The following is a 15,487-nucleotide window of genomic DNA, read 5'->3' as shown; positions in this document are numbered from 1 at the left end:
AGAAGCGCGCGCCCAGCGTCTCGGTGGATGGGGTTGGCCTTCGTCTGCGCCGCGATCGCGGCGCCGGGGGCTGCGCGGGCGCAGCCGGCGGACCTGTTCTTCGAGCGCATGGTGATGAGCGCGGTCGACGACCGCTGCAACCTGTTCACGCCCGGCGTGTCGGCGGCCCTGGCCGCAGGCGCGGCCCAGGCGCGGGGCGCGGCCCTGCGCGCCGGCTCCGACAACCGCACCCTCGACGCCGTCGCCCGCGACGCCCGCAGCCGGGCGGCCCGGTTCGCCTGCGACGGCGCATCCGTCGCCAGCGCGGCCGCCCGCGTGGAGGACGCCTTTTCGGCCTACCAGCGTGTCACGCGGATGACCTACCGCGGAGATGTCTCGGCCTGGCAGGCCGATCGTGGGGTGGGCCGCGCAGCCCGCTGGCGACTGGCCCAGAGCGCTGACTTCGGCTCGAACCGCATGGTGTTCGGCCTGGCCGGGCGCGAGGGGTCCAGCGCCCTGGTGGCGGTCGCCAACTTCGCGGACAAGCGCACGCCGTACGCCGCCCGCCTGGTGATGCGCGACGGAAGCCGGACGTTCGGGCCGTACCTGCCCGGCGCGACGAACCAGCCGCTGGCGCGCAAGCTGCCGCCGCGGTCCGCCACTCACGCCTACATGGCCGAGGCCCGCGCGGGCGCCGAGACCGAGCTTCTGCCCAAGGGCGCCGCCAGCGGCTGGGCGTTCCGCTTCCCGGCCGCCGCCGCTCAGGCGCTGGCCGAACTGGACCCGAGAGAAGCGATCGCGGTCGAGTTCCTCTTCCCCGGAGACCGGGTACGAACCGCCTATGTCGAGGTGGGCGACTTCGCCGCCGGCCGCGCCTTCCTGCAGGTCGCGGCGCGGTAGGCGGCCGTCCGGGTCAACCCTGGCGGCGCAGAGGCTCCGCCTCGGTCGTGGCGCCCAGGACCGGCAGACGGACGGTGAAGGTGGCGCCCTCGCCGACCGCGCTCTCCACGTTCATGTCGCCGCCGTGCAAGCGGGCGAAGGCGCGGACCAGCGACAGGCCCAGTCCCGAGCCGCCCGCCCGCTGCTCGGCGTCGCCGGCCTGCTCGAACGGCCGGCCGAGGCGGTCCAGATCGTTCTGGGCGATCCCCACGCCGGTGTCGGCCACGATCAGCTCCAGCACGTCGCCCCGGCCCTGGACCGTGACCGTCACCGAGCCGCCGCGGGGCGTGAACTTCAGGGCGTTCGAGATCAGGTTCATGGCGATCTGCTTCACCGCGCGCCGGTCGGCCTCGGCCTGGAGGGGCGTGATCGGCAGGACGCCGCGCAGGTTCACGCCCACCCGGTCGGCCTGCCCCCGCATGAGGCGCAGCACGGCCGAGACCGCATCGCGGGCGTCGAAGGTCTCGATCGCCAGTTCGAAGCGCTCGGCCTCGATCTTGGACATGTCGAGCACGTCGTTGATCAGCTCCAGCAGGTGCGTCCCGCTCTCGTGGATCAGCTCGGCGTACTCGGCATAGCGGTCGCCCAGCGGGCCGAACAGGCGTTGCCGCATGATGTCGGAGAAGCCCATGATGGCGTTCAGCGGCGTGCGGAGTTCATGGCTCATGTTGGCCAGGAAGCGGGACTTGCCCGCGTTCTGCTGCTCGGCGGTCACGCGTTCGGCCTCGAGCCGGCGCTCGCGGGCGAGCTGACCGCTGGCGTCGCGCACCGCGGCCACGATCCGGCCCGAGAGCGTGGCGCGAAGCGTGATCTCCAGCCAGCCGTCGGGATCGCCAGGGGGCGCCGCGTAGAGGCTGGCGTCGCCGGCCTGGGCGGCGGTATGGAGCGCGGCGGCCAGGACGGGCAGTTCCGCCTCCGCCACCATATGGCCCAGGCTACGCCCCTCCATGTGGCGCGGAGCGAAACCTGCGACGACGGAACCTGCGGCCGAGAGGATGCGGCCGCTGCGATCGAGCACCGCGAAGAACAGCGGCTGGCCCTCGATCAACTCCAGGATCTGTTCGGCCCGCGCCCGGCGCGCCTCGTCGCGGCGGCCGGCGCCCTGCCGCGCCACGAGGCCGGCCGCGAATCCGAGCGTGATCGTGGCCAGCGCCAGGAGGCTGAGCCACGGAACTGCGGCCGGGTTCGCCGCCGTCAGGGCCAGCAGTGTGGAGTCGAACGCCGAGACCGCCGCCGCGGCAAGAGCCGCCGCGGCGCCCAGGGCGATCAGGTCGCGGCTGCGGAAGGCCGTGGCGGCGGCGGCCGGCGCCAGGCACCAGGCGGCCAGAGGCCCTGCGATCCCGCCGGTAAGGTGGCAGGCGCCCGCGCCGGCGAATCCCCATACGAGCACGGCCGCGGCCTGGCCCCGACCTCCGAAGGCGCACAGCGCCGCGCCGGCCAGCGCGCCCAGGCCTCCGATGGCGAGCGCCAGGATCGCCGGATCGTCCGGGGACAGGCCCAGGAGCAGCAGACCGGCGGCCGCGGCCGCGACCGCGGCCAGCCAGGCGCCGTGCCAGACGGCGCCGAACGCCGCATCCCTGCGGCGGCGCGCCATCTCGGATCTTGCTCCGGCCCGGGCCATCTCGATCTCTCAGGAACCCCCGTCAGGTCCGCCGGCCGACCTTAGCGGCGAAGGCGGATTCGCGCGAGCGGACGACCCGGCCACGCCGGCTGCGATCGCCCGAAAGATTTTCGTAAGCGGCATGCGTCACCTTGCGGCTTCCAGTCGACCGGGCGTACGCCGTTGCATGGCTCAAGAGGCCGACCTTCCTTCCGGCGCGAAGACACGCGCACGCGCACGCCTCGAGGCGGCCATGGACGAACGGAAACGTTCGTTCCTGCGCATGGTCAGCCATGAACTGCGCACGCCACTGAACTCCATTCTGGGCTTCTCCGAGATTCTCACCTCGGAACTGTACGGCCCCCTGGGAGCGTCCCAGTACAAGGAATATGCCGCGATCATCCACGGCAGCGGCCAGAAGCTGTTGAAACTCGTGAATCAGGTGCTGGAGATCGCGCGCCTGGAGGGCGGAGCCATCGACTTCGACCCCGCGCCCGAGTCGCTGGAGGCCGCCCTGGACGACGTCCTGGCCAACCTTGGGCCCGAACTGGCGGCGCGCGGCGTCACGGTCGCCGTGACGGACCCGGACGCTCTGCCCCAGGTGATGGCCGACCATCGCGGTCTGCGCACGCTCCTCATGCAACTCCTGCACAACGCCGTCGTCTTTTCGCCCGACGGTGGCCAGGTGACGGTCGCGGCCGCCCGGACGGGCGACACGGTCGAGATCACGATCCGCGACTGCGGCGACGGCGTCGAGGCCGCCGAACTGATCCGGCTGATGGCGCCCTTCGAGCAGGGCGAGAATGCGCTGACCCGCAAGAGCGAGGGCGCGGGGCTGGGCCTGCCCATCGCCGAACTGACCTGCATCGCCATGGGCGGCCGCCTGTCCCTGAGCTCGGCGACGGGCGAAGGCCTGACCGCAACGGCGCGACTGCCGGCCGCGGACTGACGGCGGTTGCGCCCGGACGCGCCGGCCCTTAAGTCGCCCGGGCCATGGCCGCCATCGACGACGCCTTCGCCGAGCTCCGCGACGAGTTCGACCTCCTGGGGGACTGGGAGGAACGCTACCGGTATGTGATCGAGATGGGCCGCGACCTGGCCGCCCTTACCGACGCCGAGCGCAGCGACGCCAACAAGGTGCGCGGATGCGCGAGCCAGGTCTGGCTGGTCACCGAACCGCAGGACGACGGAACGCTGAGCTTCCGGGGTGACTCCGACGCCCACATCGTACGCGGCCTGATCGCCATCCTGCTGCGGCTCTATTCCGGCCGGCCTGCCGCCGAGATCCTCGATTTCGACGTCAAGGCGGCGATCGACGGCCTCGGCCTCTCGGGCGCGTTGTCGTCGCAGCGATCGAACGGCCTGGCCTCGATGGTGGCCCGCATCCGGCGCGACGCCGAACTGGCGAAGGCCTGAGCCCCCTCCGCCTCAACCCAGGCCTTCGGCCAGGATGACCCGATAGTCTGCGCCCTTGAGGCGGTGCTGCTTGGCGTCCTGGTAGGCGGGACTGTCGTACCAGGCCTTCGCCGCGGCCTTGTCGGGGAACTCGATCAGGACCACGCCCTCGGCCGCATCGCCTTCCAGCACTTCCAGCGGCCCGTAGAAGGCCAGGGGCTTGACCGGATGGTCGCCGCGCGCGGCGGCGGCCTTCTGGCTGTAGGTCTTGAGCTCGTCGGCGTCGACGGTCCGGTTCTTGATGAAGATGACGTAGGCGGGCATCGCGGCGCTCTCCTCGGATGGGAGCCGGCAACCTCGCGACCCTCACGCGACGTCCGCCAAGCCCCAACTCGATCGCGAGGTTCGATCGCGGGGGCGGCCGCGAAGCAAAGGGCCCGCGGCTTGCGCCGCGGGCCCTCGTCGACCGCCGGAACGACGTCCGGTCAGGTGTTGGTGGGCAGCTTGCAGCTACCCGCGAAGGCGCAGCCGATGGCGCCGATCGCCGAGACGGACGGCGTGCTCTGATACTCGATCACGTAGCCCTTCAGCTTGTCGGCGCAGGCGACTTCGACGTAGGTCGTGCCCTTGTCCGTCTTGCCGACGACCCGATAGTCCGAGACCTCGCACGAGTTGAAGTTGAACTTCTTGAGGTCCGCCGTGAGGTTCTGCAGGCCCTTGTCCGTGCCCATGGAACACTTGTAGCCGGCGACCGGCGCGCGGCCGCAATCCACAACCTGGCTCTTCTGGCCGGCCTTCGACATCAGGATCGCGCCGGAGCCGTCCTTGCAGACCAGCTCGGCCACTTCTTCGCCAGCCTTGGCCGGGAACAGGGCGTACCTGTCGACTTCGCACTTGGCGCCCGCGCTGGCGACCAGACGCGTGTAGAGCGAAGCCTGCTCGGTCTGCGCCTGGCGGGCGTCGGTCAGGGTGCAACCGCCCAGGATCTGGGTCGCCTTCGCGCACTCGATCGTCTCGTCCAGCGCGCCCGTCGCGGCGACCTTGTAGATGTAGCCCTTGCCGTCCTCGCAGGCGGCCTCGTAGTAGGTGGAGTTGTCGCGGGCCACGCCCACGAAGCGCTTTCCCTTGGCGACGCAGCCGTTGGCGGCCTGGGTGACATACTTGTCGATGACCGCCAGGCGGGTGGCCTGATCGGTGAGCGTGCATTTGATGTTGGACTCGGCCTCGTCGTACAGCAGGCAGCTCTGGGCCTGGGCCGGCTTGCCGCTGTCGAAAGGCGCGCTGGCCACGACGATGTAGCCCGCGCCGCCCTGGCAGGCGACTTCCACATAGGTGTTGGTCTTGGTCTGGCCGATACCACGCGCCTGTTCAGGCAGGCATTCCACGCCCGCCGTCTTCAGCATCGGCTGCAGCGCCAGCTTGGGATCGGCGTTGGCGGGCAGCAGGCAGGGCGCCGACGGCGCCTGGCCCGGCGCCGGGGGGGTGTTCGCTTCGATGCAGCTATAGGCCGTCACCTCGCCCTCGGCCGGCTTCTGCAGCACATAGCCCATCGCGCCGGGGGCGCACGCGACTTCGAAGTAGGACGTCTTCGCCTTCTTGTCCTCGCCGATCAGGCGGGCGTCGGACACCTCACAGGTGAGGCCTGCCGCCTGCACGACGGCCGGGGCCTGAGCCATGCCGGTCTTGCGGGCCGCTTCGGGAATACTCGCGGGCTTCTTGCCCTGCGACACGGCGGCGGCGGGGACCAGCAACGCGGCCGCCATCGCCATCGCAAGCCCGACTGCTTTGGGCGTCTTCACCTTTGCTCTCTCCTGGATCGTGACCCGTGGGGTCCGGGGGGTTGGGGCCGGGGGTTCGGGCGCACATAAGCGCCGCGATGTCGCGGCGGTCAAGATGAACGACGAACCGGGCCGAAGTGTGACGTTATTCCAACGGCTTAGGTTGGCGGACTCCTCAGGTCCGCCGCACCTTCAGGCTTGCGCCCTCCACACCCACGATCTCCACATGGGCGCCAGCCTCCAACGCGTCGTCGTCCGAGACCTCGGCCGCCCATTCCTTGCCGTCCACGAAGACGCGGCCGGAACCCCCTTTGAAGGCCTGGACCACATCGCCGCGCCGGCCGAGGAGGCGGCCGATGTTGTCGTTGATGTCGCCGTCCGACGACGCCAGCACGCGGCGCGGCAGGTAGCGGCGCGCCAGCAGGGCCGAGGTCATGGTCAGCACGGCGAAGACCAGCAGGGCGGTGGGGACGGAGATGTCCACCAGCCCCACCACGGCGCCCGTCACCGCGGCGGACGCCGAAGCCCACAGCAGCCACCCCGTTCCTGTGCCGACCTCCACCGCCAGGAGCGCCGCCGCGAGGCCGGCCCACACCCAGAACGGCTGGGCCGCATAGAGGTCGGTCAGGACGCCCATCCCGATCAGGCTCCGGTCGAGGGCACGGCGCCCCGGCCCCGGGCCTGTGGCCGGGGGGGCGGACTCTCGGCGTTGATGGTCTTCACCAGTTCCCCGATCCCGCCGACGGTGCCCACCAGGGCGCCCATCTCGGCCGGCACGATGACCGTCTTCTGCTGCGGGCTCCTTGCGAGCTGGGCGAACGCCTCGACGTACTTCTGCGCGACGAAGTAGTTGATGGCGTTCACGTCCCCGGCGGCGATGGCGTTGGAGACCATCTCGGTCGCCTTGGCCTCGGCCTCGGCCTCGCGCTCGCGGGCCTCGGCGTCGCGGAAGGCGGCCTCGCGGCGGCCCTCGGCCTCCAGGATCGCGGCCTGCTTGGCGCCCTCGGCGCGGGCGATGGCCGCCGCGCGCTCGCCGTCGGCCTCGGTGATGACCGCGCGGCGCTCGCGCTCGGCCTTCATCTGGCGGGCCATGGCGTTGGTGATGTCCGGCGGCGGCTGAAGGTCCTTGATCTCGATCCGGGCCGCCTTGACGCCCCACGGGCTGGTGGCCTCGTCGATGACGTTCAGCAGGCGCGTGTTGATCGCGTCGCGTTGCGAGAGCACCTCGTCCAGCTCCATCGAGCCGACCACGGTCCGAAGATTGGTCATGGCGAGCTGGGCGATGGCGTAGTTGAGATTGTCCACGCGGTAGGCCGCGGCCGCGGCGTCCATCACCTGGATGAAGACGATGCCGTCGACCTGGACCACGGCATTGTCCTTGGTGATGACTTCCTGGCGCGGCACGTCCAGCACCTGCTCCATCATGTTCACCCGCCGGCCGACGCCTTCCACGAACGGCGTCAGGAAGCTGATGCCCGGCTTCAGGGTGCGGGTGTAGCGGCCGAACCGCTCCACGGTGAACTCGCGCCCCTGCGGCACGATCTTGATGGCGCCGAACGCCACGAACGCAGCCAGCACCAGGAAAATGCCGGCGATCGTCATACCCATCTCGTCCCTCCCGCCTCGTTCGGCGAAACTCTACCTTCGCGCGGGCCCCGCCGCCACGGAAACCCGACGCGCCGCAGATCCCCGTGTCACGCTCGCGCCGCAATCGGAGGTCTGCTAGCGCTCCGCCATGATCAACCACCCCCTCCCGGCTTCCATCCTGCTCCTCGCCCTGGCGCTGGCCGCCGGCTCGGCCCAGGCCCAGACCGCCGCCCCGAAAACCCCGGGTCCGAAGGCTCCGGCCCCGAAAGCCGCGGCTCGGCCAGCGGCGGCCCCGACCGCCTTCGACGCCACCAATCCGCAGGGTCTCATGGACGTGCTGAGCGCCGCCGGCGCCAAGGTCCAGACCAGCCGCAAGGAGGACGACGCCGTCTTCATCGCCGTGACGTCGACAGCGGCCACGTTCTCGATGCAGTTCGCCGGCTGCAACGCGCAGGGGCGCGCCTGCCGGGCCGTCCTGCTGGACGCCGCCCTGCCGAAGGGCGCCGCGACGGCGGCCCAGGTCAACGGCTTCAACCAGACCTCGGTGATGTGCCGCCTGTATCAGGACCGGGCCGGCGTTCCGCACGTGCTCTATTCGACCCTCCTGTCCCGCACCATGAGCCGCGACGACGCGTCGAACGAACTCCTGGCGTGGCAGGGATGCCTCTCCGACGCCTACGACTTCTCACGCGACCCCGTCGCCTATCTCGCCAACGCGGCGTGAGACCGGCCGCCGGACATTGCAAGGCTCGCGCCGGACGTCTCGTCTGCTACCGTAGCCGGACGTCAGCAGCGAGTTCCACATGCCTTCGGTGATCCTGAGCGTGATCGGCAGCGACCGGCCGGGCCTCACGGAGGCGCTCGCCGGGGCCGTCCTGTCGGCTGGCGGCAACTGGCTGGAAAGTCATCTCAGCCGGCTCGGCGGACTGTATGTCGGTTCGGTGCTCGTCGAACTCGAGGCCGACAGGATCGACGGCCTGCGCGACGCCGTGCGCGCGGTGGACAGCCAAGGGGACCTCCAGGGCGGGCTCGAGGTGCGCATCGCCGCCGCGGTCGACGCGGCCGATGCCGGTGGCGAGGCCCTGAGCCTCAGCCTCGTGGGCCAGGACCGGCCGGGCATCGTGCGGCAGGTGACGTCCGTGCTCAGCACGCTGGAGGTCAACATCGAGGCCTTCGACACCCGGATCACGGCCGAACCTCATTCCGGCGCGCCGCTGTTCCATATGGACGCCAGCCTGCGCCTGCCCCCGGGCCTGCCCGCGGCCGAGGTGGCTGCGGCGCTGGAGGCCATCTCGGCCGAGATCATGGTGGACCTGGCGCTGACGCCCGCCGCTGAAGGACCTGGGGGACCCGGGGGACGCTGAGCGTCGTCAGGCCGGGACCGCAGCCTTCCGGATCGCGGCCACCCGGTCGATCGCAGCCTCGGCCTCGGCGACGATGCGCTTCACGATCTCGCCGGCCGGCGGCACGTCGCGGACGCCGCCCGCCGACTGGCCCATGGCGAAGCAGGAACTGTCGGCGTCCAGGCCTTCGAGCTGGCCGCCGATGCCGCCCATCACCCCGGCCTTCGACGAATGCATCGCCTGCTGTGGGAAGGGCTGGATATCCTGCGGCCGGCTCTCCCAGTCGGCGACGTAGGGGTTCTTCTTCACCCGCATCGGCTTGCCCGAATAGCAGCGGGTGCGGACGGTATCCTCGTCCGTCGCCTCGAGGATGGTGTCCCGGTACATCTGGCCGGCGTGCGCCTCCTGGGAGGCGATGAAGCGGGTGCCCATCCAGACGCCCACGGCGCCCAGGCTGAGCGCGGCGGCCAGGCCCCGGCCGTCGTAGAGGCCGCCGGCGGCCACCACGGGAATCTTCACCTGCTCCACCGCCTGGGCCACCAGCGGCAGGGTGCCGACGAGGCCCGTATGGCCGCCGCCCTCGCCGCCCTGGCAGATGACGGCGTCGCAGCCGGCCTGCTCGGCCTTCACGGCATGCTTCACCGCGCCGCAGACGACCATGACCTTCAGGCCCGCCTTCTTCAGCCGCTCCATGATCGGCATGGGCACGCCCAGGCCGGCGATGAAGGACGAGGCGCCTTCCTCGATGATGATCTCGACCGAGGCGGTGAGGCTTTCCGGCGAGGCGGCCAGCAGGTCGACGCCGAAGGGCTTGTCGGTGAGCTTGCGCACCAGGCGCATCTGTTCGCGGATGAACTCCGGCGGGCGGCCCGCCATGCCCAGGACCCCGTAGCCGCCGGCATTCGAGACGGCCGCGGCCAGTTCGGCGTAGGACACCCCGCCCATGCCGGCCAGCATGATCGGATGCTCGACCCCCAGAAGGTCGCAGAGCGGCGTGCGCAGGGTCATCTCGTCGGTCCTCCCGTTCGTTGCGGACAGGATGGCGCCCCAGGTTATCGTTGAAAACCATGACGCGAGGTCAGGCGGGATCGCCGTATGGAATCGTCTGCCGGCCGCCGAGGTTGTCGGAAAGGTAGATTTGCCTTACCTTCACGCCATGTCGACGCTGAAGATTACGTCCAAGGGTCAGGTGACCCTCAATCGCGAAGTCCTGTCGCACCTGGGCGCCCGACCGGGCGACAGGATCGAGGTCGAGAAGCTGCCCGGCGGCCGGATCGAAGTCCGCGCCTCGGGGCCGTCGCGCCCGATCGAGGAGATCTTCGGCATGCTGAAGTCGACGCGGCCGGAACCGCTCTCGGTCCAGGAGATGAACGAGATCATCGCGGACGGCTGGTCGGGCCGTCCGTGAAAATCGCCGTCGACACCAACGTCCTGGCTCGTGCGATCCTGGACGACGACCCCCACCAGGGCGAGATGGCCCGCGAAGCCCTCGCGCGCGCCGAGGTCATCGCCCTGTCAATCGTGGTCCTGTGCGAGCTCGTATGGGTGCTGAGGCGCGGATACGGCAAGACGACACGCGAAGTGTCCATCCTGATCCAGACCCTTCTTGAGATCGATCGGATCGTCGTCGACCGGCCCGCGGTCGAAGCGGGGTTGGCGATGCTCGACGGGGGCGGAGACTTCGCCGACGGCGTCATCCAGCACACAGGCCAATGGCTGGGCGGCGACACGTTCCTGTCGTTCGATCGGGACGCCGTCCGACGCCTCTCCGAACAGGGCCATCGCGCCGAGATTCCCGGCGGCGGCTGACCTCAGGCCGCCGTCCAGCCGCCGTCGATGGTCAGCGCGGCGCCCGTGGTCGAGGCGCCGAGGTCCGAGACCAGGTAGAGCAGCAGGCCCGCGAGCTGATCGTACTCAACGAACGCCTTGTTGGGCTGGGCGGCCAGGATCACCTCCTCCACCACGCGCTCGGGCGAGATGCCGCGCGTGCGGGCCTGGTCGCCGATCTGCATCTCGACCAGGGGTGTCTTCACATAGCCGGGGCAGATGGCGTTCGCGGTGATTCCGGCGCGGGCCACCTCCAGCGCCGTCGACTTGGTGAAACCCACCACCCCGTGCTTGGCCGCCACATAGGCCGACTTGAACGGCGAGGCGACCAGGCCGTGCGCCGAGGCGATGTTGACGATCCGGCCGCGCCCCTGCGCCTTCATCAGCGGCAGGGCGTGCTTGGTCGCGTGGAAGGCCGAGGAGAGGTTGATCGCGATGATCTGGTCCCACTTCTCGTCGGGAAACTCGTCCACGGCGGCCACGTGCTGGATGCCGGCGTTGTTCACCAGGATGTCCAGGCGGCCCAGTTCGCGATGCGCGAAGCCGATCAGATCGGCGATCTCGCCGGGCTTCGTCATGTCGGCGCCGTGGTAGAGCACGCGGACGCCGACGGGCCCGGCGGCCTGCATGGCGGCGCGGTCGGCCTCGATCTTCGCGGCGTCGCCGAAACCGTTCAGGACCACGCTCACGCCCTGGGCGGCCAGGGCCTGGGCCATGCCCTGGCCGATGCCGCTGGTGGAGCCGGTGATGACGGCCGCCTGGCCGTCGAGGCGGAAGTCCACGGCCATGTCAGGCCTCCTTGCGCGGGCGGCTCGCCGGCTTGGGCGGCGGCGGCTGGGGTCGGGAGAAGGTGAAGAGCGTGTCGTTCGAAAGTTCCGACCGGAACGTGTAGCCGTCACGGTCGAAGGCCCGGAGGTCCGCGGCCCGGTCGACACGCCCCTCGATGGCGAAGCGGGCCAGGGCGCCGCGGGCGCGCTTGGCGAAGAACGAGATCACCCGCGCCTCGCCGTCCTTCTCCTCGAGGAACCGGCACGAGACCAGCGGCAGCGTCAGCGCCTTGCGGTCCACCGCGCCGAAGTACTCCTCGCTGGCGCAGTTCACGAGCGTCGGATCCTTGTGGCCTTCGGCCGCCGCGCTCAGGCTCTCGGCGATGCGAGGCCCCCAGAAGTCGTAGAGGCTCTCGCCCCGGTGCGTCTTCATCCGCACGCCCATCTCCAGGCGGTACGGCTGGATCGCGTCGAGCGGTCGCAGAACCCCGTAGAGGCCCGACAGGATGCGCACGTGGTCCTGCGCCCAGGCCAGCGCCTTGCGATCCAGTTCTCGGGCGCGGAGGCCGAGATAGACGTCGCCGTTGAACGCGAAGGCCGCCTGCACTCCGGCCTCGCTCTCGGGATCGAAGGCCTGGAAGCGGTCCCGGTTCAGCTTCGCCAGGCTGTCGGAAAGCGACATCATCCGCTTCAGGTCGGCCACGCGAAGCTTCCTGGCGGCCTTCGCCAGTTCGGCCGTGTGACCCGTCATCTGGGGCGCGGTCAGGGGCGCGGAGTCCGGCCCGGCGTCGAAGTTCAGCGCCTTGGCCGGGGAGAGCACGATCAGCATCGCTGTTCCCTTAGCCGCGACTTGGCTCCGGCGCCAAGACCGCCTCGGCCGCATTCGGACCCCTGTGGGTTGCCTGTCCGGGAAGGGTCGGCAAAGAGTGCGCCATGCGTCCCGTTCGAACCGATCGCCCGCTGTTCGCCCTGCTGTCGGGGTTCGCGGTGCTCGTCGTGATCGTGGCGACCACGCTGTGGCTGGGCGAGCAACAGAGCCGCTCGGAAAGGCTCGTCCAGCACACGCTGGCCGTCGAGATGCGACTGGCGTCCGTGCTGTCGATCGTCCAGGACGCCGAGACCGGCCAGCGCGGCTTTCTGCTGACCAACGACGTCGGCTTCCTCACGCCGTACCGGCGGGCCATCTCCGTCCTCGACGGCGAGCTTCAGACCCTCGCGGCGGGCATCTCCGACAACCCGTCCCAGCAGGCCGAGATGGCCGCCCTGAAGTCCGCGATCCGCACCCGCATGGACCTCCTCACCCTCAAGGTCGAGGGTCACAGGCCGGGCGAGACCGGAGTCCCCCTTCTCGCCGGGCTGGTCAAGGGCCGGGCGGCGATGGACCAGGTGAGAGAGATCATCCTGCGGATGCAGGCCCAGGAGGCGGCGCTCCTGGAACGCCGCGTCGAACGCTCCGGGCGCCAGGCCCTTCTTGTCCGCGGCGGGCAGATGCTGGCCGCTGGCCTGGTGGTGGTGCTGGGGGTGTTCGTCTTCGCCGACGGGCGGAGACGGTTGCGGGCGACCGAGACGGCGCGCGGGTCGCTGGAGAAGGCCAACGCCGAACTCAAGGCCGAGATCGCCGGACGCGAGGCAGCCGAAGCTCAGGTTCGCCAGTTCCAGAAGGTTCAGGCGATCGGCCAGCTCACCGGCGGGATCGCACACGATTTCAACAACATGCTGGCGATCGTCATCGGCTCGCTCGACCTGGCCAAGCGTCGGCTGACCACCGACCCGCAGAAGGCCGAAGCCTGCATCGACAACGCGCTGGAAGGCGCCGACCGGGCCGCCCAGCTCACCTCGCGCCTGCTGGCCTTCTCGCGTCAGCAACCGCTCGATCCCCGCGTACTCGACGTCAACAAGCTGGTGGGCGGCATGTCCGAACTGCTCCGGCGCACCATCGGCGAGAACCTCCGGGTCGAAACCGTGCTGGCGGGGGGCCTGTGGCGCACCTTCGCCGACCCCGCCCAGCTCGAGAACGCCATCGTCAACCTGTGCGTGAACGCCCGCGACGCCATGCCGGAAGGCGGCAAGCTGACCATCGAGACGGCCAACACGCACCTCGACGACGCCTATGCCGCCGCCAACACGGAAGTGGCCGCAGGGCAATATGTGATGATCTCGGTCACCGACACCGGCAGCGGCATGCCGCCCGAGGTCATCGAGCGCGCCTTCGATCCGTTCTACACCACCAAGGGCGTGGGCCGCGGAACGGGGCTGGGACTTAGCCAGGTGCATGGCTTCGTGAAGCAGTCCCGGGGTCACGTGAAGATCTATTCCGAGCCGGGCGTCGGGACCACGATCAAGGTCTACCTGCCCCGCAACACCGGCGAGCCGAGAAGCCAGGACAACCCCCCGCGTCCCCTCGGCGAACTGCCCCATGCCCGCGGCGGCGAAGTCGTGCTGGTGGTGGAGGACGACGAACGCGTGCGGCGTTTCAGCGTCGATGCGTTGCGCGAGCTCGGCTACTCGGTCGCCCAGGCGGCGGACGCCAGGCAGGCCATGACGGAGCTGGGCCTCCAGGCGCGCGTCGACCTGCTGTTCACCGACGTGGTGATGCCCGACCTGGACGGCCGGCGGCTCGCCGACCGGGCGCTGGAGGCGCGGCCCGGCCTGAAGGTGCTCTACACCACCGGCTATACGCGCAACGCCATCGTCCACAACGGCATGCTGGACGCCGACGTGGCCTTCCTGGCCAAGCCGTTCACCGTCGAGCAGCTCGCCTTCAAGATCCGCCAGGTGATGGACGAGGACGCCGGAAGCCGGGACGTCAGAACAGGACGCGGGGATTGAGGATCCGCTTCGGGTCCAGGGCCTGGCGGATCGCCCGCTGGACGGAAAGCTCCGCCTCGCTCTTGTAGCGCGCGGCCTCGGCCGTCTTCATCGCGCCCAGGCCGTGCTCGGCGCTGATCGAGCCGCCCAGGCGGGCCACGATGTCGTGGACGATGCGCGAGCCCGCGTCCCGCCGCGCCACATGCTCGGCGTCGGACCCGCCGTCGGACCGCAGGACATCGTAGTGGATGTTGCCGTCGCCCACATGGCCGAAGGCGGCGATCCGCGCCCCCGGCGCGAAGGCCCGCATGGCGGCGTCGGCCTCGGCCAGGAACGCCGGGACCTGACTCACCGGCACCGCGACGTCGTGCTTCCACGTCGCGCCTTCCGGCTTCTGGGCCGGCGACTGGTTCTCGCGGATCCCCCACAGAGCCTTCGCCTGCGCCTCGGTCTGGGCCACAGTCGCATCGCGGATCAGCCCGTCGTCGAGGCCCGCAGCCAGGAACCGCTCCATCGCCGCCTCGGCCGATCCCGGCTCGCCCGAGGCGAACTCGGCCAGCACGTACCAGGGATGCGGCGCGGCCAGCGGGTCGCGCGTGCCGGCGATGTTGCGCAGCGCGAAGTCGATCCCCATCCGCCCCATCAGTTCGAAGGCCTCGACCGCCCCCCCCGTCTCGTCCTTGGCCCGCGCCAGCAACGCGATGGCGTCGGCCGGCGCGCCGACGCCGATGAAGGCCACCGCGCGCGAGACCATCTCCGGATAGAGCTTCAGCGCCGCGGCCGTCACCACCCCCAGGGTGCCTTCGGCCCCGATCAGGAGCTGCTTCAGGTCGTAGCCGGTGTTGTCCTTGCGCAGGCGCTTGAGCCCGTTCCAGACCTCGCCGTTCGGCAGCACCGCCTCCAGGCCCAGCACCAGGTTGCGGGCCATGCCGTAACGCAGAACCTGGGTGCCCCCGGCGTTGGTCGAGACCACGCCGCCCACGGTGGCCGACCCCTCCGACGCCAGGCCCAGGGGAAAGCGCCGGCGCACCGCCGCGGCGGCGGCATGCACCTCGGCCAGGGTCACGCCGGCCTCGGCGGTGAGGGCGTCGTCGCGGTCGTCCACGTCGCGGATCGCCCGCAGCCGCTCGGTGGAAAGCAGGATCTCGCCCTGCGGGATCTGGCCGCCCACCAGGCCCGTGTTGCCGCCCTGGACGGTGACCGGCTGTCCGGCCTCGAAACAGATCCCCACGACCGCGGCGACCTCTTCGGTCGTCTTCGGCAACGCCAGGAACGACGTCGCGCCCATCCAGCGGTCCCGCCACTCCACCAGCTTGGGCGCGATACGCTCGGCGTCCTCGCTCCAGCCGCCGGGCCCGAGCACGGCCTTCAGGCGCGAGATCACGTCGGCGGGGACGGGGGCGGTCATGGCCGGAACCTACGCTTCCTTTCGGCGCCCCACCAGTATATACTTCGGTATATACC

The 15,487-nt window shown here is 70.6% G+C and carries 17 protein-coding genes; 8 read left to right on the top strand and 9 right to left on the bottom strand.

Going from position 1 to position 15,487, the window contains the following annotated elements:
• The first annotated feature begins 27 nt into the window (after nucleotides 1–27).
• Complete coding sequence (locus WG212_RS04935) at nucleotides 28–879, top strand: hypothetical protein (protein WP_337185952.1); 852 nt, start codon at nucleotides 28–30, stop codon at nucleotides 877–879.
• Between the two features lie 13 nt (nucleotides 880–892).
• On the opposite strand, the gene WG212_RS04930 is transcribed toward WG212_RS04935, so the two are convergent.
• A complete protein-coding gene (locus tag WG212_RS04930; protein ID WP_337185951.1) occupies nucleotides 893–2,539 on the bottom strand; it encodes a HAMP domain-containing sensor histidine kinase in 1,647 nt (548 codons plus the stop codon).
• A gap of 232 nt (nucleotides 2,540–2,771) precedes the next feature.
• Here WG212_RS04930 and WG212_RS04925 point away from each other — a divergent pair, with 232 nt between their 5' ends.
• Complete coding sequence (locus WG212_RS04925; protein WP_337185950.1) at nucleotides 2,772–3,467, top strand: HAMP domain-containing sensor histidine kinase; 696 nt, start codon at nucleotides 2,772–2,774, stop codon at nucleotides 3,465–3,467.
• Between the two features lie 44 nt (nucleotides 3,468–3,511).
• Nucleotides 3,512–3,934, top strand: a complete 423-nt coding sequence (locus tag WG212_RS04920; protein WP_337185949.1) for a SufE family protein — start codon at nucleotides 3,512–3,514, stop codon at nucleotides 3,932–3,934.
• 12 nt (nucleotides 3,935–3,946) lie between these two features.
• On the opposite strand, the gene WG212_RS04915 is transcribed toward WG212_RS04920, so the two are convergent.
• The 4 genes from WG212_RS04915 to WG212_RS04900 form a co-directional block, all read right to left on the bottom strand.
• Nucleotides 3,947–4,237 carry a DUF1330 domain-containing protein gene (locus tag WG212_RS04915; RefSeq protein ID WP_337185948.1) on the bottom strand — a complete coding sequence of 97 codons (291 nt, stop codon included), beginning with the start codon at nucleotides 4,235–4,237 and terminating at the stop codon, nucleotides 3,947–3,949.
• Nucleotides 4,238–4,398: 161 nt separating this feature from the next.
• A complete protein-coding gene (locus tag WG212_RS04910) occupies nucleotides 4,399–5,712 on the bottom strand; it encodes a hypothetical protein (RefSeq protein ID WP_337185947.1) in 1,314 nt (437 codons plus the stop codon).
• A 154-nt stretch (nucleotides 5,713–5,866) separates the two neighbouring features.
• Complete coding sequence (locus WG212_RS04905) at nucleotides 5,867–6,328, bottom strand: NfeD family protein (RefSeq protein WP_337185946.1); 462 nt, start codon at nucleotides 6,326–6,328, stop codon at nucleotides 5,867–5,869.
• 5 nt (nucleotides 6,329–6,333) lie between these two features.
• Nucleotides 6,334–7,299 (bottom strand): SPFH domain-containing protein, encoded by a 966-nt coding sequence (locus WG212_RS04900; protein WP_337185945.1) that lies wholly within the window; start codon nucleotides 7,297–7,299, stop codon nucleotides 6,334–6,336.
• 127 nt (nucleotides 7,300–7,426) lie between these two features.
• On the opposite strand from WG212_RS04900, the gene WG212_RS04895 reads away from it, so the two are divergent.
• Together WG212_RS04895 and WG212_RS04890 are read left to right on the top strand one after the other, a co-directional pair.
• Entirely contained in the window at nucleotides 7,427–8,002 is a 576-nt protein-coding gene (locus WG212_RS04895; protein ID WP_337185944.1) for a YbjN domain-containing protein, read from the top strand.
• Nucleotides 8,003–8,081: 79 nt separating this feature from the next.
• The gene (locus WG212_RS04890) at nucleotides 8,082–8,642 is read left to right on the top strand and encodes an ACT domain-containing protein (protein WP_337185943.1); all 561 of its coding nucleotides are present in this window, start codon (nucleotides 8,082–8,084) and stop codon (nucleotides 8,640–8,642) included.
• Nucleotides 8,643–8,648: 6 nt separating this feature from the next.
• Here the strand turns inward: WG212_RS04890 and WG212_RS04885 are convergent, their stop codons facing one another.
• On the bottom strand, nucleotides 8,649–9,629 hold the full coding sequence (locus WG212_RS04885; RefSeq protein WP_337185942.1) for a nitronate monooxygenase family protein: 981 nt from the start codon (nucleotides 9,627–9,629) through the stop codon (nucleotides 8,649–8,651).
• A gap of 130 nt (nucleotides 9,630–9,759) precedes the next feature.
• On the opposite strand from WG212_RS04885, the gene WG212_RS04880 reads away from it, so the two are divergent.
• Together WG212_RS04880 and WG212_RS04875 are read left to right on the top strand one after the other, a co-directional pair.
• Entirely contained in the window at nucleotides 9,760–10,029 is a 270-nt protein-coding gene (locus tag WG212_RS04880; RefSeq protein ID WP_337185941.1) for an AbrB/MazE/SpoVT family DNA-binding domain-containing protein, read from the top strand.
• On the top strand, nucleotides 10,026–10,430 hold the full coding sequence (locus WG212_RS04875; RefSeq protein WP_337185940.1) for a type II toxin-antitoxin system VapC family toxin: 405 nt from the start codon (nucleotides 10,026–10,028) through the stop codon (nucleotides 10,428–10,430). The genes WG212_RS04880 and WG212_RS04875 overlap by 4 nt, the downstream gene beginning before the upstream one ends.
• A gap of 2 nt (nucleotides 10,431–10,432) precedes the next feature.
• On the opposite strand, the gene WG212_RS04870 is transcribed toward WG212_RS04875, so the two are convergent.
• Together WG212_RS04870 and yaaA are read right to left on the bottom strand one after the other, a co-directional pair.
• Entirely contained in the window at nucleotides 10,433–11,236 is an 804-nt protein-coding gene (locus WG212_RS04870; RefSeq protein ID WP_337185939.1) for a 3-hydroxybutyrate dehydrogenase, read from the bottom strand.
• 1 nt (nucleotide 11,237) lies between these two features.
• Nucleotides 11,238–12,044 (bottom strand): peroxide stress protein YaaA, encoded by an 807-nt coding sequence (gene yaaA, locus WG212_RS04865; RefSeq protein ID WP_337185938.1) that lies wholly within the window; start codon nucleotides 12,042–12,044, stop codon nucleotides 11,238–11,240.
• Nucleotides 12,045–12,148: 104 nt separating this feature from the next.
• Here yaaA and WG212_RS04860 point away from each other — a divergent pair, with 104 nt between their 5' ends.
• Entirely contained in the window at nucleotides 12,149–14,044 is a 1,896-nt protein-coding gene (locus WG212_RS04860; RefSeq protein WP_337185937.1) for a CHASE3 domain-containing protein, read from the top strand.
• Here WG212_RS04860 and WG212_RS04855 read toward each other — a convergent pair.
• The gene (locus WG212_RS04855) at nucleotides 14,022–15,431 is read right to left on the bottom strand and encodes an FAD-binding oxidoreductase (RefSeq protein WP_337185936.1); all 1,410 of its coding nucleotides are present in this window, start codon (nucleotides 15,429–15,431) and stop codon (nucleotides 14,022–14,024) included. The genes WG212_RS04860 and WG212_RS04855 overlap by 23 nt on opposite strands.
• Nucleotides 15,432–15,487 lie beyond the last annotated feature (56 nt).

This window comes from Phenylobacterium sp. (genome assembly GCF_037189685.1).
Taxonomy (GTDB): domain Bacteria; phylum Pseudomonadota; class Alphaproteobacteria; order Caulobacterales; family Caulobacteraceae; genus Phenylobacterium.
The sequence above is the reverse complement of the archived record's forward strand: the minus strand, read 5'-3'. Positions and strand labels throughout refer to the sequence as shown.

What these genes read in the sequence shown, in the direction of transcription:
- WG212_RS04935 (WP_337185952.1), top strand. Translation starts at nt 28, where the DNA reads ATGGGGTTGGCCTTCGTCTGCGCCGCGATCGCGGCGCCGGGGGCTGCG.
- WG212_RS04930 (WP_337185951.1), bottom strand. Translation starts at nt 2,539, where the DNA reads ATGGCCCGGGCCGGAGCAAGATCCGAGATGGCGCGCCGCCGCAGGGAT.
- WG212_RS04925 (WP_337185950.1), top strand. Translation starts at nt 2,772, where the DNA reads ATGGACGAACGGAAACGTTCGTTCCTGCGCATGGTCAGCCATGAACTG.
- WG212_RS04920 (WP_337185949.1), top strand. Translation starts at nt 3,512, where the DNA reads ATGGCCGCCATCGACGACGCCTTCGCCGAGCTCCGCGACGAGTTCGAC.
- WG212_RS04915 (WP_337185948.1), bottom strand. Translation starts at nt 4,237, where the DNA reads ATGCCCGCCTACGTCATCTTCATCAAGAACCGGACCGTCGACGCCGAC.
- WG212_RS04905 (WP_337185946.1), bottom strand. Translation starts at nt 6,328, where the DNA reads ATGGGCGTCCTGACCGACCTCTATGCGGCCCAGCCGTTCTGGGTGTGG.
- WG212_RS04900 (WP_337185945.1), bottom strand. Translation starts at nt 7,299, where the DNA reads ATGGGTATGACGATCGCCGGCATTTTCCTGGTGCTGGCTGCGTTCGTG.
- WG212_RS04895 (WP_337185944.1), top strand. Translation starts at nt 7,427, where the DNA reads ATGATCAACCACCCCCTCCCGGCTTCCATCCTGCTCCTCGCCCTGGCG.
- WG212_RS04890 (WP_337185943.1), top strand. Translation starts at nt 8,082, where the DNA reads ATGCCTTCGGTGATCCTGAGCGTGATCGGCAGCGACCGGCCGGGCCTC.
- WG212_RS04885 (WP_337185942.1), bottom strand. Translation starts at nt 9,629, where the DNA reads ATGACCCTGCGCACGCCGCTCTGCGACCTTCTGGGGGTCGAGCATCCG.
- WG212_RS04870 (WP_337185939.1), bottom strand. Translation starts at nt 11,236, where the DNA reads ATGGCCGTGGACTTCCGCCTCGACGGCCAGGCGGCCGTCATCACCGGC.
- yaaA (WP_337185938.1), bottom strand. Translation starts at nt 12,044, where the DNA reads ATGCTGATCGTGCTCTCCCCGGCCAAGGCGCTGAACTTCGACGCCGGG.
- WG212_RS04860 (WP_337185937.1), top strand. Translation starts at nt 12,149, where the DNA reads ATGCGTCCCGTTCGAACCGATCGCCCGCTGTTCGCCCTGCTGTCGGGG.
- WG212_RS04855 (WP_337185936.1), bottom strand. Translation starts at nt 15,431, where the DNA reads ATGACCGCCCCCGTCCCCGCCGACGTGATCTCGCGCCTGAAGGCCGTG.